The sequence below is a fragment of the Micromonospora sp. NPDC049107 genome (assembly GCF_040648595.1).
Classification (GTDB): Bacteria; Actinomycetota; Actinomycetes; order Mycobacteriales; family Micromonosporaceae; genus Micromonospora.
This window is the reverse complement of the sequence record NZ_JBEZEC010000002.1, coordinates 80,203-93,892: the sequence shown is the minus strand read 5'-3', so window position 1 is coordinate 93,892 and position 13,690 is coordinate 80,203. Positions and strand designations below refer to the sequence as shown.

The window sequence follows — 13,690 nt, the reverse complement described above, 5'->3', positions numbered from 1 at the left end:
ACAGTGTCTATGACCGTGGAGGAGGCCGGAGTCCGGGCCCGGCTGGTGGCGGCCGGAGTCGACCTCGTGTTGCGTGAGGGCCAGTCCGCGGTGTCCCTGCGGGAGATCGCCCGTCGGGCGGGCGTGTCGCACGGCGCCCCGCGCCGCTACTTCCCCACCCACGTCGACCTGCTCTCGGCCATCGCCCGGGAGGGCTTCGCCGACCTCACCGCCCGGGTGGAGCGGACGATCCACGCGGCCGGTACGGAGCCGCGTACCCGACTGGTCGCGCTGGCCCGGACGTACCTGGACTTCGCCGCCGGGCACCGCGGCATGTTCGAGCTGATGTTCCGCCACGACCTGCTGGCCAGCAGTCGTCTGCGGCTGCGCGAGACGAGCCTGCCGCTGTTCACCCTCCTGACCGACCTGGTTGCCCAGACACGCCAGCCGACCGCCCCGCCCGCGCCGGTGGTGGCCGGCGCGCTCTGGGCCAACCTGCACGGCATCGCCCAGCTCTGGGCCTGGGGCAGCCTGCCGCTGGCCACCGGCGACCGCGACGACGACACCGTGCTGCGGGCCGCGCTCGACGCGTACCTCGGCCCCGCGCGGAACTGAACGGGAGAAGACGTGCCCCTGCTGTACGACCTCAGCAAACTGACCGTCGGCTCAGCCCTGCGACTGGGCTGGCGACCCCGCGTCCAAGGCCTGGAGCACCTGCCCCGCCGAGGCGGAGCGATCCTCGCCAGCAACCACCTGTCCGTCGCCGACCAGGTGGTCCTCGCCTGCCTGACACCCCGACACGTGACGTTCTGGGCCAAGGCCGAGTACTTCACCGGCAGCTGGCTCAGCCGGCACGTCGTGGCCGGCATGGGCGCCATCCGCGTCGAGCGCGCCGGCGGCCGGGCCGCCCTCACGGCCTTCGACGCGGCCGTGCCGGTGTTGCGCGCCGGCGGTCTCGTCGCCATCTTCCCGGAGGGCACCCGGTCCCCCGACGGGCGGCTCTACCGCGGCCGCACCGGAATGACCCGGTTGGCCCGCGACGCCGAGGTCCCGATCATCCCGGTCGGCGTACTCGGCACCGCCGAGGTGTTGCCGGTCGACGCGCGAATCCCCCGCCGACACCCGGTCGCCCTGCGCTTCGGCCCGGCGATCCCGGTCGCCGACCGCATCACCGGGCCGCGCGACATCCGGGCCATCACGGACGAGGTGATGGCCGCGATCCAAGGGCTCACCGACCAGGAGTACGTCCCCCGCTACGCCCCGCCCCGGCAACCCCGCGCCTGAGCGGCGGCGGCGGTCAGCCGGCCAGCAGAGCCGCCATCCGCTGCGCCTGCGCCTCCCAGCGCCACTCCCGCTCCACCCACGCCCGGCCGGCCGCCCCGAGTTGGCGGGCCAGGTCCCGGTCGCCGAGCAGCCGGGCGACCCGGTCGGCGAGCTGGGCGACGTCCCGGCCACGGACCACGTACCCGGTCTCGCCCTCCCGGACCGCGTCGGGCGCGCCGCCGGAGTCGCCGGCCACCACCGGCAGGCCGGTCGCGGACGCCTCCAGGTAGACGATGCCCAGCCCCTCCACGTCCAGGCCGCGGTTGCGGGTACGGCAGGGCATGGCGTAGACGTCGCCGGCCGCGTAGTGCGCGGGTAGGTCGGCCGCCGGCACCGAGCCGGTGAAGACCACGTCCCGCTCGACGCCGGTCTGGCGGGCCAGCTTCTCCAGGGTGGCCCGGTACGGCCCGCCGCCGACGATCAGCAGCGCCGCGTCGGGCACCCGGCGGCGGATCTCCGGCAGTGCCCGGATCAGCATGTCCTGGCCCTTGCGCGGCACGAGACGCGACACGCAGACCACCACCGGCCGGTCGGTCAGCCCCAACCGGGCCCGGACCGGCTCGCCGTCCACCGACGGGTGGTAGGCGTCCACGTCCACGCCCGGCGCGAGCCGCCGCAGGTCGGTCACCCCGGCCAGCACCCGGGCGAGCCGGGCGCGCGTGTACTCGCCGAGGTAGGTGGTCACGTCGACGCCACGCCCGATGCGCCGCAGCGCCGGCCGCGCGGCCGGCAGCGCCGCCCAGCCGACCTCGTGGCCGTGGGTCTGCGCCACCACCCGGCGTACGCCCGCGCGCCTGCGCAGACCGGCGGCGAGCAACCCCAGCGGGGCCGCCGCGCCGAACCACACCGTGTCGCAGTCGTACGTGCGGGCGAGCCGGGCCGCGCGCCGGGCGATCAGCGGGGTGGGCAGGAGCACCCGGGTGCGTTCCCGGATCACCTCGAACGGCTGGTCGGCGTCGAACTTCTCCGCACCACGCCAGCTCGACGCGTAGACGACCACCGACCCCGCCGGCTGACGCACGGCGAGGTTGTGCACGAAGGACTGGATGCCCCCCGGGCGGGGCGGAAAGTCGTTCGTGATCAGCAACGTGCGGCTCATCGGCGTGCCTCCCGGGCGTACGCGCGGGCGGCGGCCATCCGCTCCACCGTGGACGGATGCGAGGCCGAGTAGAGGTATTCCCACCGCGGCGGGTCGGGGTCGCCCAGGTTGACCGTGCCGAGACGGCGCTGCATCGACTCGAAGGCCGCCGGGTCGCCGGTGAGCGCGAGCGCGTGCGCGTCGGCCCGCGCCTCCACCCGCCGCGACACCAGCGCCTGCACCGGGGTGGCGACCAGACCAGCCACCGTGACCAGGGCAATTACCAGTGGAAACGCGCGTGGATGGGCGATCGAGTCGACACCGGCCAACCGCAGCAGCAGCCCCCACGAGCCGAGCAGGTAGAGGGCCACCACCGCGGCGGCGACTCCCAGCGCCCCGGTCAGCGTGCCCACCGCCACGTCGGAGTCCTTCGCGTGGCCCAGCTCGTGCGCCACCACGGCCGTCACCTCGGCGGGGTCGGCCTCGCGCAGCAGCGTGTCATAGACGACCACCCGGCGGGTCGGGCCGAGGCCGGAGACGTACGCGTTGACCGCCGTGGTCCGCCGGGAGGCGTCGGCGACGAGCACGTCGCGCACCGGCACCCCGTCGCGGGCGGCCATGCTCATCAGCTCGGTGCGCAGCGCACCCTGCTCCATCGGGGTGAACTTGTTGAACACCGGCTCCACGAGCACCGGCAGCACGAATGACAGCAGCACCACCAGCAGGGCCGCGCCCGCCGCGCCGAGCGCCCACCACCAGCGCGGCGCGAGCCGGATGACCAGGTAGAAGCCGAACAGCGCCACCGCACCGATCACGGCGCTCACCGCGTACGACTTGAGCAGGTCGACGGCCCAGCCACTCCAGGAGTTGGTGCTGAGCCCGTAGCGGGTCAGGACGGTCTGCCGCCAGGCGGAGAACGGGAGGGTGAGCAGGTCGGCGACGAGCACCACGGCGAGGCCGCCGAGCACCGCCTGGGCGATCCAGTGCCCACCGAAGGGCCGGCCCACCAGCTCGACCAGGCGACCGCCCAGCGGGGTGAGCCCCAGCGCGACGGCGATCAGCAGCCCCACGGCGAGCGCGGCGTAGCCGCCGGGGCGCAGCGCGGCGCGGAACTCCCGCCCCCTGGCCACCTGGTCGGCCGGGAGATCCCGCAGAGCGGCGAGCTGGTCGGCACGGGGGGCCGGGGGCCGGTGCCAGGGCACGAACACGGCGACGGTCACCAGCAGGGCCACCGTCAACCCGGCCAACGTCAACAACGCCCAGCCGCGCGGGCTCACCGGCGCACCGCCGTGGCCACCACGCTCAACGCCCGGTCACGATCACCCCGGCACACGGCGGCGTCGGGCCGCCGCGCGTGGCCGCGCCACCGCCACACGGCACCGGCGCGCGGGGCACCGACGGGCCCGTCGTGCTCGCGTCGTACCCCGCTCATCCCGCCGCTCCTCCCGCCGTGACCGCCCATCCTATGGCCCGCGAAAAGCCCGCTTCGGGTGCGGTGACGCACTTCGCCGACGCGGCCCCCGCACGGCTGTGCTCAGCGCCCGCACGGCTCGTCGACGGCCATCCGGCCGGCCCCGGGGCGAGGGCTCAGGCCACCCGGCGGACCCGACGCGCGCCAGCGCCGGGCCGGGCGGGCGCGTCGGGCCGGGCGGGCGCGGCCAGCACCTCGACGTCGAAGCCGGCCCGGGCGAACACCTCGATCGCCTCAACCTCGGCGGCGACCAGCCCGGCCGCCGGGGACGTGTCGTCGAACAGGGCGGTCAGCGGGCAGCCGGAGCAGCCGTCGGCCCGCTTCGCGCACCCGTCGCAGTCGATGAGCATCACGCCTCCTGATCGCTCGCGATGCGCGGCCGACACCCTGTCGTCGCCACCCGAGCACCGTCGGTCACATCGACGTTATCCACCGGGTACGACAGAACCGCCCGTTGAGGGCTAGATCGACTCCAGATCAGCGAAATCGGGGTATCCCGAACGGCCGGACAGCCCGACATCGCCGACCTCGCGCGGGCGCACCCCGTCGAATCGCCGGTCAACTGCCGGTCAAGCGCCTGTTTCGTCGATCCAGGTCACTGCGATCGTGGTGCTACGTCCGGGCCACGCCGGGCGAGGCCCCAGCCCTGGCCGTCGGTCCGGGCCGAACGGAACGGGTCGCACCACCCTGACTCAACGGAGGCTTCGACATGCGCGGACCATCTTCGACCACACGCTCCCGGCTCACCGCCGTCGCGCTCCTCGCGGGCGTCACGACGGCCGCGGGCGGGCTCGTCGCCACGCCGGCGCAGGCCACCTCGGCACTCGGCTGCAACTACCCCCGCGTCTGCTTCTGGGTGAGCGGCAACCCGTACGACGGCGCGCCGCCGACCGCGTCGTTCCAGGACACCTACTACCAGACCCTCGGGTCCCGCAGTAAGGGCGCGGACTGGGTCTACAACAGCCGCAACGACGACGGCGCGAAGATCTTCTACTCCAACAACGACTGGGTCTGCGTCTCCCCGGGCGAACTGGCCTACCTCGAGCCGTACGGCTACGCGGTCGCCATCGACATCATGGACTCCCCGTACTGCTCCTACTGACCCGCTCACCGGAGGTTGACGACATGAATCCACGACGTCTCCTGGCCGCCTGCGCGGTCGCGGTGACCGCATCGGTCGGCCTGGTCGCCACCCCGGCGTTCGCCGGTGGTTACTTCACGACGAAGACGGACCTGAACCTGCGCTACTGCCAGTGGCTGAACAATTCGCAGTGCTCGGTCATCCTGACGATCCCGAAGGGCCAGTCGGTCTACCTGAACTGCTGGGCGACCGGATCGTCGGTCAACGGCGACACCGTCTGGTACAACGCCTTCTACGGCAACGCGAGCGGCATGCTCGCCGGTGACTACATGTACATCGGCCACGACCCGAACCCCGCCGTCTCCCGCTGCGTCTGACACGCCGATCCGGCCGCTGGCGCTGACGCGCCAACGGCCGGATCCGTACGTCACGGGTAGTAGACCCGAGGGCTGGTGTAGGTGCCGTGAAACGCTCCGCTGCACGTGTAGACCTCGACCACCGCCACGGCGGAGCCCTTGAAGTTGTTCATCACGTTGACGTTGCGGCTGATCGGCCCGAACCGGCCGGTCCGGTTGAGGTCGTAGTAGATCCAGGAGGTGTTGCCGTTGTTGCTGGTCCGCAACTGGAGGTACGCCGTGCACCGGGATCCGTCCGGGGTGGCGTTCATGTAGAAGTCACCCACCACGGTCTGGTTGGAGCCCTGGTACGAGATGCACGAGCTGATCGGGTAGGCCCCGGTGCAGCCGCCACCCGAGGCCGCCTGGGCCGCTGCCGGGGCGACCAGGAGCGCCGCCAGTGTGACCACCGTGCCGAGGATGGTGCCCAGCAGTCTCTTTCCCATGTCGTTCGCCTGCCTTCGTCCGGTGCCCGGCGGTGCCGGGCGGATGCGGACACCGTCGCCGACCGGACCTGCCGGAACCTCGCCAAATTCTTGCCCGCCCCGACAGCCTGCCCGGACGTGCGGTCAGGAGCGGGCGAGGCGGCGCAGCAGCGAGTCGGCCCCCAGCGGATACGCGCCGTGCCGGCGTACCCCGTCGGCGACCTCGCGGTCGGACGAGACCACGACGACCGGACGGCCCGCCGGCTCGGCGCGGACCAGGCGTCGGATCAGCTCGTCGGCGGTCTCGCCCTTGCGGGAGAAGAGCACCCGTACGCCGCGCGGGGCGGGCGGCAGCCCGTGCATCCGCTCGGCGCCGTCGAACACGACGGTGACCTCGTCGCCGGTCTGCGCGGCGATACCGCCCAGCCCGGTGATGAGGCGCTTGCGCTGCTGCTCCAGCGACATCTCGCCGAAGCCGCGCTTGGTGACGTTGTAGCCGTCCACGACGAGGTGCGCCCGGGGCAGGGCGAGCAGCTGGTCGAGCCGGGCCGGGTCGTCGGTGTCGCGGGCGCGCGCGGCCGGGCCCGCCGGGGCGGTACCGGGCTGCTCGGCGAACGCGTCGGCGACGAAGTCGGCGGGGAGCTTGTCGACCGGGTCGAGCGCCAGCTCCCGGCGCAGCCCGACGGCGGCCTGACCGATGGTCTCCAGCAGCAGCCAGAGGCGGGCGTCGTCGACCGAGCGGGCCTCCTTGGCGCTGGCCCGGGCCACGCCGGCGGCGGCCTCCGCCTCGGCGAGCCGGGCGCGGGCGCGGCGCAGCTCGGCGTCGACGTCCGCGCTGGCGCGCGCGGCCCGGCCGCGTTCGGTGGCGAGAAGTTCGCTGGCCTTGCGCTCGCGGGCCTGCGTCTCGCGAAGGGTACGGGCCAGCTGACGGGACTCCTCACGGAGCTGGCCGAGTTCCTCGCGGACCCGGGCCAGCTCGTCGCGGAGCTTGTCGGCCTCGACCCGGGCCACCGCCCGGTCGTGTTCGGCGCGGGTGGCCCGCTGCTCGGCCTCGCGGACCAGTTCGGCGACGACGGCGCTGTCCGCCTCGGCGCGGACCGCCGCGCCGCTGGCGTCGATCAGCTCCCGCCAGCCGCGCGGCCGGACCAGATACGCCAGTGCGGCCACCTCGACCGGGTCGGCGGCGGCCGGCGCGGTGCCCTCGACCACGGCCGCCCCGAGGTCACCGGCGTCGGCCAGCACCCGGGCGGTGACCCGCTGCCGGAACAGCGGGTCGGCGGTGAGCTGGGCGGCGATGGCCGGAGCGCCGAGACGGGCGCGCCGGTTGGGGGCGAACTTGGCCACCCGCCGCAACGGCACCGGCACCTCGTCGCCGGGGAGGCTGGGTAGCACGGCGGCGGTCAGCGCCACGATCCGTTGCCGGACCGGCTCGGGCAGCGTCGGCTCCGGCTCGATCGTCGGATCACCGCCCGAATCGGCGGGAGTGTCACTGGCGTCCGGATCGCTCACCGCGCCGTCGCGGGCGACCGGATCCTCCTGCGGGAGGTGGTCGTCGTGCGGCTCGGCGAGGGGCATGTGGCAAGTCTCCCACCGCTGGCGGGCCCACCGCCTGGTGAGTGAGCCGATCTCTCATCCTAGCCCCATGGTGACTGCTGGGACCTCTGCGACGGGAGTGTCGGACCGGGGCGCTAGCGTGCCGCCGATGGCACAGGCGGAGTACGTCCAGGAGTCACTGGCCGGTCTCGACCCGGCGGTGGGCGGGGTGGACCCGGCCCTGCCGCTGTACGCGACGACCTTCGTGGTGGTCGACCTGGAGACCACCGGCGGCGCGCCGGACGGCGGCGGGATCACCGAGATCGGCGCGGTCAAGGTGCGCGGCGGCGAGGAGCTGGGGGTGCTGGCCACCCTGGTCAACCCGGGGCAGCCGATCCCGCCGTTCATCACCGTGCTGACCGGGATCACCCAGGCCATGCTGCTGCCGGCCCCGCCGATCGAGGAGGTGCTGCCCAGCTTCCTGGAGTTCATCGCCGACGCCGTGCTGGTGGCCCACAACGCCCCGTACGACGTGGGTTTCCTCAAGGCCGCCTGCGCCCGGCACGGCTACCGCTGGCCCAACCCCCGCGTGCTGGACACGGCGGCGCTGGCCCGGCGGGTGCTGACCCGCGACGAGGTGCCCAACCGCAAGCTCGGCACCCTGGCGGCGTACTTCCGCACCGCCACCCAGCCCACCCACCGGGCGTTGGACGACGCCAAGGCCACCGTCGACGTGCTGCACGGTCTGATCGGTCGCCTCGGCGGGCACCGCGTCGACACCGTCGGCGACGCCATCGAGTTCGCCCGCGCGGTCACCCCGACGCAGCGCCGCAAGCGGCATCTGGCCGAGGGGCTGCCCCGGGTCCCGGGGGTCTACATCTTCCGGGCCGCCGACGACCGGCCGCTCTACGTCGGCACCTCGGGCGACATCGCCACCCGGGTGCGCAGCTACTTCACCGCCGGCGAGAAGCGCGCCCGGATCTCCGAGATGCTGGCCGCGGCCGAGCGGGTCGAGGCGGTGGAGTGCGCGCACTCGTTGGAGGCGGAGGTCCGCGAGCTGCGGCTGATCGCCGCGCACGCGCCTCCGTACAACAGGCGGTCGAAGTACCCGGAGCGGATGGTCTGGCTCAAGCTGACCGACGGGCCGTACCCCCGGTTGTCGATCGTGCGCGACATCTCCCCCACCGACACCGCCTACCTCGGGCCGTTCACCTCCCGGCGGGCCGCGGAGCTGGCCGCCGCCGCCTTCCACGACGCGGTCCCGCTGCGCCAGTGCACGCACCGGCTCTCGCTGCGCACCGTCACGCCGGCCTGCGCGCTGGCCGAGCTGGGTCGCTGCCCGGCGCCCTGCGAGCACCGGATCACCCCCGAGGAGTACGACGACAGAGCCGTCGAGCCATTCCGGACGGCCACCACGAGCGACCCGCGGCCGGTGGTGGACGCGCTGCTGGCCCGGATCGACGTGCTCGCGGCCGACCAGCGCTACGAGGAGGCCGCCGTGGTGCGGTACCGGCTGGCCGCGGTGCTGCGCGCCACGGTGCGGATGCAGCGGTTGGCGGCGCTGACCGGGATCGCCGAGCTGGCGGCGGCCCGACCGGCCGCCCGGGGCGGCTGGGAGCTGGCCCTGGTACGCCACGGTCGGCTGGCCGGCGCCGGGGTGTCCCCGCCGGGCGTCCACCCGCGACCCACGCTGAACGCCATCCGGGCCACCGCCGAGACGGTGTCGGGTGGGCACGGGCCGGTGCCGTCGGCCACCGCCGAGGAGTCCGAGCGCATCCTGTCCTGGTTGGAGCGGCCGGAGACCCGGTTGGTCGAGATGTCGTCCGGTTGGTCCTCACCGGCGGGCGGCGCGGGGCGCTTCCGTGACCTGCTGGCGAAGGCCGAGAGCGGGGCGTCGCACCAACTCTCGACCGAACGCTCATGACCAACTGACCGATCGGACTACGTCGACTCGCTTAGGCTGTTAAGGAAGTGCAGTCCTGCCCGTTTCGTGGGCCTGCTCCGTTCACCGGGTCCGGTGACCGCGGAGCCGGGGTGAGGAGGTGTCCCTCGTGGACGTCGACGCCGGACACGGCGCCGCCCTGGGGGGCGCCCTGCCAACCCAGTCGGGCGAGCTGCCCCTGACCCGCCGACTGCGGTCGTTGCTCACCTGGCCGACCACCGACTCCGACCCGGTCACCCACCTGGTCCGCACCCATCGGGGCATCCACGCCGGCACCGATCCGGCGGTGCTGCGCCGGGCGTACACGATCGCGGAAAATATGCACCGCGGGCAGTTCCGCAAGAGCGGCGAGCCGTACATCACCCATCCTCTCGCGGTGGCGCAGATCTGCGCCGAGCTGGGCATGGACACCACCACCCTGGTCGCGGCGCTGCTGCACGACACGGTCGAGGACACCCGCTACACGCTCCAGGCGCTCTCGGAGGACTTCGGCCACGAGGTGGCCCACCTCGTCGACGGGGTGACCAAGTTCGACAAGGCGTTCTACGGCAAGGCCGCCGAGGCGGAGACGGTCCGCAAGATGATCGTCGCCGCCGCCAAGGACGTCCGGGTGCTGATCATCAAGCTGGCCGACCGGCTGCACAACATGCGTACGCTCGGGGTGCGCTCGGCGGCGTCCCGGGAGCGGATCGCCCGCAAGACGCAGGAGGTCCTGGTCCCGCTCTGCGACCGGTTGGGCATCCAGACCCTCAAGCGTGAGCTGGACGACGTGGTGCTGCTGCACCTGGAGCCCGACGAGCACGCCCGGCTGGCCCGGCACGTGCACGACCGGCCCGGCTGGGAGGCCTACCTCGACGCCGTGGTCAACCGCGCCCGGGCCGCGCTCAAGCGCAGCCGGGTCGACGCCGAGGTGAGCCCCCGTCCCCGGCATCTCTACTCGATCTGGAAGGACACCGTCGCCGGCGGCCACACCGCGCCGTACGACCTGCCCCGCATCTCGGTGGTGGTCGACGGCCCGGCCACCGACTGTTACGCGGCGCTGGGCGCGATCCACGGCACGTGGCGGCCGGTAGCGGGCCGTTTCAAGGACTTCATCGCCTCGCCGAAGAACAACCTCTACCGCTCGCTGCACACCAGCGTCTGCGGCCCGCAGGACCGTACGGTGGAGGTGCTGATCCGCACCCAGGAGATGCACCGCGCGGCCGAGTACGGCATCGCCGCCGACTTCCGCTTCCCGCGCTCGGGCAGCGGCAGCGCGGCGGCCCGGGCCGAGCAGTTGGACTGGCTGCGCCGCGTGCTCGACTGGGAGCCGGAGGCCGCCGACCCGGCGCAGTTCTACGAGTCGCTGCGCTGCGACCTCGCCGAGGGCCAGATCCAGGTCTTCGCCGACGGCCGTCAGGTGGTGCTGCCGGCCGGCGCCACACCCGTCGACCTGGCGTACGAGCTGGGCAATCATCGCGGTGACCACTGCCTCGCGGCCCGCATCAACGGCCGGCTCGCGCCGCTGAGCTCGGAACTGGACGAGGGCGACGTGGTGGAGATCTTCACCGAGAACGACGCCGACAACGGCTTCGAGGCCGCCGCCGCCCCGCGCGGCCCGCGCAAGGAGTGGCTGGGCTTCGTCAAGTCGCCGCACGCGCAGATGCAGATCAACAGGTGGTTCGCCGAACACACCGAGCCGGGCATCACGATCAGCGACAAGGTACGCCTCGGTCGGGCCACCATCGGTCTCGCCCTGCGCCAGCACAACCGGGGCCTCGCCAGCGACCTGCCGCTGCTGCGGCTCTCCGAGGAGTTGGGCTACCCCGACCTGGAGACCCTGCTCGTCGCGGTCTTCGACCGGGTGATCGAACCGGACGCCGTGGTACGCCAGCTCATCGACCTGGTCGACCATCGACAGTGACTCGGGCGTGCCCCAGCGCGTCCGAGGGACATTCGTGACCACTAGCCTGGGGTCATGATCCCCCGTTCCCGCGCCACCGGTCGGGCCGTCTTCTACCAGGCCTTCTACCGGCTGCCGCTGCCGGTGCGCCGGCGTCTGGTCCGACTCGCCGTACCGAAGTACATCGTCGGCGCGGTCACGTTGGTCCGCGACACCGAGGCGAGCGGCGCGGGTCGGTTGCTGATGCTGCGCCAGCCTCCCGGCAACAAGGGCTGGTCGCTCCCCGCCGGCCTGCTGAACCGGGGTGAGCCCCCGGTCGTGGGCGCGGCCCGCGAACTGTTCGAGGAGTCCGGCGTCCGGCTGCCGCCGTCCCGGCTGCGCCCCGCCGTGCCGAACGCGATCGTGCACGCCAAGGGCTGGGTGGACATGGTCTTCGAGGCGGAGGTGCCGGCGTCCAGCACCGAACTGGTGGTGGACGGCGGGGAGGTCTTCGAGGCCGCCTGGCATCGGTTGGACGACCTGCCCAAGCTCACCTGGCCGACCGCGCGGTTGCTCGCCTACTACGACATCGGGCCGCTGGCCGGGCAGTTCCCGCCGCCGGTGCCCGACACCGCGCCATGACCAGGGCGAGCTGGCCGAGGGACGTCTGCGCGGTCGTGCTCGCCGCGGGCGAGGGCACCCGGCTGCGTCCGCTCACCGAACGGGTGCCCAAGGCGCTCTGCCCGGTCGGTAACGTGCCGCTCCTGGACCGGGCCCTGGATCGGTTGGCCGGTCTGGGCCTGAGGAGTCCGGCCCGGGTCGCGGTGAACGCCTGCTACCTCGCCGACCAGGTGGTCGCGCACGTCGGCGACCGCGCCCACCTGTCGGTGGAGCCCGGCGACCCGCTCGGCACGGCGGGCGGGGTGGCGAACCTGCGGGAGTGGATCGACGGCCGAGGAGTCCTGGTCGGCAACGCCGACGCGTACCTGGCCGAGCCGGCCACCGCGCCGGGCCCCGACATGGCCGCGCTGCTCGACGGTTGGGACCGGGACTCCGTACGCCTGCTCGGGCAGCCCGCCGCCGACCCGCACGCGCCGGGTACCTTCGCCGGGCACTGCTTCACCGGTTTCTCGCTGCTGCCGTGGCGACTGGTCCGCGACCTGCCGGTGGTCATGTCCGACCTGGTGCGCGCGGTGTGGCGGCCGGCGGAGGCGGCCGGGGCGCTCGACGTGGTGCCGTACGCGGGCACCTTCTACGACACCGGGACGCCGGCCGACTACCTGGCGGCCAACCTGCACGCGGCGGCCGGCGGCGTGCTCGTCGACGAGTCCGCCACGGTGCCCGGGAACTGTGTCGAATCGGTGGTTGGCGCCCACGCCCGGGTCGACGGCGACGTGCGACGCAGCGTGATCTGGCCGGGCGCGACCGTGCGAGCGGACGAGCGTCTGCGGAACGTGATCCGCTTCGGCGACGGCGGGACGGTGCAGGTCTAGCATGGGCGACGACGCCGACGAACGGAGAAGTGCCCCGTGATCACCGCGATCGTGCTGATCGACTGCGCCACCGACGCGATCCCCGAGGTGGCCGATGCCCTGGCCAACGTCCCCGGCGTCAGCGAGGTCTACTCGGTGGCGGGGCACGTCGACCTCATCGCCATCGTCCGGGTCCGCGAGTTCGACCAGATCGCGCAGGTCATCGCGGGCAGCATCTCCAAGGTGCCGGGTGTGCTGAACACGGAGTCGCACATCGCGTTCCGGGCGTACTCGAAGCTCGACCTTGAGGAGACGTTCGCGATCGGCCTCGCGGACGCCGACTGACCCGCAGCCCGCATGCGCCGCGGCCGGTCCACCCCGCGTGGGGTGGACCGGCCGTCGCGCTACCGCGAGATCAGCTCTCGCTGGGAGCGGGCCGCTCGGTGGTGCCGAGGCCCGGTTCCGGCGACTCGGTGATCCCACCACTCGGAGCCGGCGACTCGGTGACGCCACCCGGAGCCGGCGACGAGGTGCCCGGGCTGGGCGTGCCGCTGGCGCTGGTCTGCGGGACCGGGATGCCCAACTGGTTGGCCAGCTGGACCAGCTCGTCGTAGTGCGCCTGCAGCGTCGGCAGGGCGGTCTGGGCCAACTGGACCACCGACTGCTCGGAGCCCTGTGAGATCTCCGTCTGGGTGGCCTGGATGGCCTGGACGTGACCGGCCAGCTCACTGGTCACCCAGAGCCGGTCGAACTCCGTCCCACTGACGTTGTTCAGCTTGTCGATGACCGCCTGCTGATCGGTCGTGGGCTCGTTCGGCAGCTGGACGTTGAGCTGCGACGCGGTCTGCTGCACCGTCTGGTCCAGCTGGGTGTGGTCGGTCTTGAACATCGCGCCCAGGTCCTTGACCCCCTGGTTCTGGCCCTTCTGCTGAGCCAGGTCACCGGCGGTGATCTCGAAAAGGTTCACCTGGTGCACCGCCTGCAGGTACTGGGTGTCCTGCGTCGACGGCTGTGCCGCCGCCTGGGCGGCTGCTGCCGGCGCGACACCCACCAGCACCAGCGCGGCCAACAGGCCGAGGCGTTTGAGACCCAACATGCTTCCCCCCCTAGAGACGTTGGATCGCACGGAT

At 73.3% G+C, this 13,690-nt stretch carries 16 protein-coding genes; 9 read left to right on the top strand and 7 right to left on the bottom strand.

The window, feature by feature from the left end:
• The first annotated feature begins 9 nt into the window (after positions 1–9).
• A complete protein-coding gene (locus tag AB0B55_RS05600) occupies positions 10–594 on the top strand; it encodes a TetR/AcrR family transcriptional regulator (RefSeq protein WP_357126771.1) in 585 nt (194 codons plus the stop codon).
• Between the two features lie 12 nt (positions 595–606).
• The gene (locus AB0B55_RS05595; RefSeq protein ID WP_357126768.1) at positions 607–1,263 is read left to right on the top strand and encodes a lysophospholipid acyltransferase family protein; all 657 of its coding nucleotides are present in this window, start codon (positions 607–609) and stop codon (positions 1,261–1,263) included.
• Positions 1,264–1,276: 13 nt separating this feature from the next.
• Here AB0B55_RS05595 and AB0B55_RS05590 read toward each other — a convergent pair whose 3' ends face one another.
• From AB0B55_RS05590 to AB0B55_RS05575, 4 genes are all read right to left on the bottom strand, one after another.
• Positions 1,277–2,401, bottom strand: coding sequence for a glycosyltransferase family 4 protein (locus AB0B55_RS05590; protein WP_357126765.1), 1,125 nt, complete (start codon positions 2,399–2,401; stop codon positions 1,277–1,279).
• On the bottom strand, positions 2,398–3,657 hold the full coding sequence (locus AB0B55_RS05585; RefSeq protein WP_357126762.1) for a M48 family metallopeptidase: 1,260 nt from the start codon (positions 3,655–3,657) through the stop codon (positions 2,398–2,400). The genes AB0B55_RS05590 and AB0B55_RS05585 overlap by 4 nt, the downstream gene beginning before the upstream one ends.
• The gene (locus tag AB0B55_RS05580) at positions 3,654–3,812 is read right to left on the bottom strand and encodes a hypothetical protein (RefSeq protein ID WP_357126759.1); all 159 of its coding nucleotides are present in this window, start codon (positions 3,810–3,812) and stop codon (positions 3,654–3,656) included. Before AB0B55_RS05580 ends, AB0B55_RS05585 begins: the two co-directional genes overlap by 4 nt.
• A gap of 155 nt (positions 3,813–3,967) precedes the next feature.
• The gene (locus AB0B55_RS05575) at positions 3,968–4,201 is read right to left on the bottom strand and encodes a hypothetical protein (RefSeq protein ID WP_357126756.1); all 234 of its coding nucleotides are present in this window, start codon (positions 4,199–4,201) and stop codon (positions 3,968–3,970) included.
• 359 nt (positions 4,202–4,560) lie between these two features.
• On the opposite strand from AB0B55_RS05575, the gene AB0B55_RS05570 reads away from it, so the two are divergent.
• Both AB0B55_RS05570 and AB0B55_RS05565 read left to right on the top strand, forming a co-directional pair.
• A complete protein-coding gene (locus AB0B55_RS05570; protein ID WP_357126753.1) occupies positions 4,561–4,953 on the top strand; it encodes a hypothetical protein in 393 nt (130 codons plus the stop codon).
• 23 nt (positions 4,954–4,976) lie between these two features.
• On the top strand, positions 4,977–5,309 hold the full coding sequence (locus tag AB0B55_RS05565) for a hypothetical protein (RefSeq protein ID WP_357170660.1): 333 nt from the start codon (positions 4,977–4,979) through the stop codon (positions 5,307–5,309).
• A gap of 50 nt (positions 5,310–5,359) precedes the next feature.
• Here the strand turns inward: AB0B55_RS05565 and AB0B55_RS05560 are convergent, their stop codons facing one another.
• The gene (locus AB0B55_RS05560) at positions 5,360–5,773 is read right to left on the bottom strand and encodes a hypothetical protein (RefSeq protein WP_355049393.1); all 414 of its coding nucleotides are present in this window, start codon (positions 5,771–5,773) and stop codon (positions 5,360–5,362) included.
• 123 nt (positions 5,774–5,896) lie between these two features.
• Positions 5,897–7,327, bottom strand: a complete 1,431-nt coding sequence (locus AB0B55_RS05555) for an NYN domain-containing protein (RefSeq protein WP_357126746.1) — start codon at positions 7,325–7,327, stop codon at positions 5,897–5,899.
• Positions 7,328–7,454: 127 nt separating this feature from the next.
• Here AB0B55_RS05555 and AB0B55_RS05550 point away from each other — a divergent pair, with 127 nt between their 5' ends.
• The 5 genes from AB0B55_RS05550 to AB0B55_RS05530 all read left to right on the top strand — a co-directional run bounded on the left by AB0B55_RS05550 (position 7,455) and on the right by AB0B55_RS05530 (position 12,905).
• On the top strand, positions 7,455–9,209 hold the full coding sequence (locus AB0B55_RS05550) for a DEDD exonuclease domain-containing protein (protein ID WP_357170658.1): 1,755 nt from the start codon (positions 7,455–7,457) through the stop codon (positions 9,207–9,209).
• Between the two features lie 127 nt (positions 9,210–9,336).
• Complete coding sequence (locus AB0B55_RS05545; RefSeq protein ID WP_357127304.1) at positions 9,337–11,130, top strand: HD domain-containing protein; 1,794 nt, start codon at positions 9,337–9,339, stop codon at positions 11,128–11,130.
• A gap of 54 nt (positions 11,131–11,184) precedes the next feature.
• Positions 11,185–11,730, top strand: a complete 546-nt coding sequence (locus AB0B55_RS05540; RefSeq protein ID WP_357126740.1) for an NUDIX hydrolase — start codon at positions 11,185–11,187, stop codon at positions 11,728–11,730.
• Positions 11,727–12,581: a sugar phosphate nucleotidyltransferase gene (locus AB0B55_RS05535; protein WP_357170656.1), complete on the top strand. Its 855-nt coding sequence runs from the start codon at positions 11,727–11,729 to the stop codon at positions 12,579–12,581. The genes AB0B55_RS05540 and AB0B55_RS05535 overlap by 4 nt, the downstream gene beginning before the upstream one ends.
• Before the next feature lie 36 nt (positions 12,582–12,617).
• A complete protein-coding gene (locus tag AB0B55_RS05530) occupies positions 12,618–12,905 on the top strand; it encodes an Lrp/AsnC ligand binding domain-containing protein (protein ID WP_355049387.1) in 288 nt (95 codons plus the stop codon).
• 70 nt (positions 12,906–12,975) lie between these two features.
• On the opposite strand, the gene AB0B55_RS05525 is transcribed toward AB0B55_RS05530, so the two are convergent.
• Positions 12,976–13,656: a DUF4142 domain-containing protein gene (locus AB0B55_RS05525; protein ID WP_357126735.1), complete on the bottom strand. Its 681-nt coding sequence runs from the start codon at positions 13,654–13,656 to the stop codon at positions 12,976–12,978.
• Between the last annotated feature and the right edge of the window lie 34 nt (positions 13,657–13,690).

Bases quoted from the DNA above. Each gene is read 5' to 3' on its own strand.
- AB0B55_RS05565 (WP_357170660.1), top strand. From the start codon at position 4,977: ATGAATCCACGACGTCTCCTGGCCGCCTGCGCGGTCGCGGTGACCGCA.
- AB0B55_RS05540 (WP_357126740.1), top strand. From the start codon at position 11,185: ATGATCCCCCGTTCCCGCGCCACCGGTCGGGCCGTCTTCTACCAGGCC.
- AB0B55_RS05600 (WP_357126771.1), top strand. From the start codon at position 10: ATGACCGTGGAGGAGGCCGGAGTCCGGGCCCGGCTGGTGGCGGCCGGA.
- AB0B55_RS05555 (WP_357126746.1), bottom strand. From the start codon at position 7,327: ATGCCCCTCGCCGAGCCGCACGACGACCACCTCCCGCAGGAGGATCCG.
- AB0B55_RS05525 (WP_357126735.1), bottom strand. From the start codon at position 13,656: ATGTTGGGTCTCAAACGCCTCGGCCTGTTGGCCGCGCTGGTGCTGGTG.
- AB0B55_RS05535 (WP_357170656.1), top strand. From the start codon at position 11,727: ATGACCAGGGCGAGCTGGCCGAGGGACGTCTGCGCGGTCGTGCTCGCC.
- AB0B55_RS05570 (WP_357126753.1), top strand. From the start codon at position 4,561: ATGCGCGGACCATCTTCGACCACACGCTCCCGGCTCACCGCCGTCGCG.
- AB0B55_RS05575 (WP_357126756.1), bottom strand. From the start codon at position 4,201: ATGCTCATCGACTGCGACGGGTGCGCGAAGCGGGCCGACGGCTGCTCC.
- AB0B55_RS05560 (WP_355049393.1), bottom strand. From the start codon at position 5,773: ATGGGAAAGAGACTGCTGGGCACCATCCTCGGCACGGTGGTCACACTG.
- AB0B55_RS05550 (WP_357170658.1), top strand. From the start codon at position 7,455: ATGGCACAGGCGGAGTACGTCCAGGAGTCACTGGCCGGTCTCGACCCG.
- AB0B55_RS05590 (WP_357126765.1), bottom strand. From the start codon at position 2,401: ATGAGCCGCACGTTGCTGATCACGAACGACTTTCCGCCCCGCCCGGGG.
- AB0B55_RS05580 (WP_357126759.1), bottom strand. From the start codon at position 3,812: ATGAGCGGGGTACGACGCGAGCACGACGGGCCCGTCGGTGCCCCGCGC.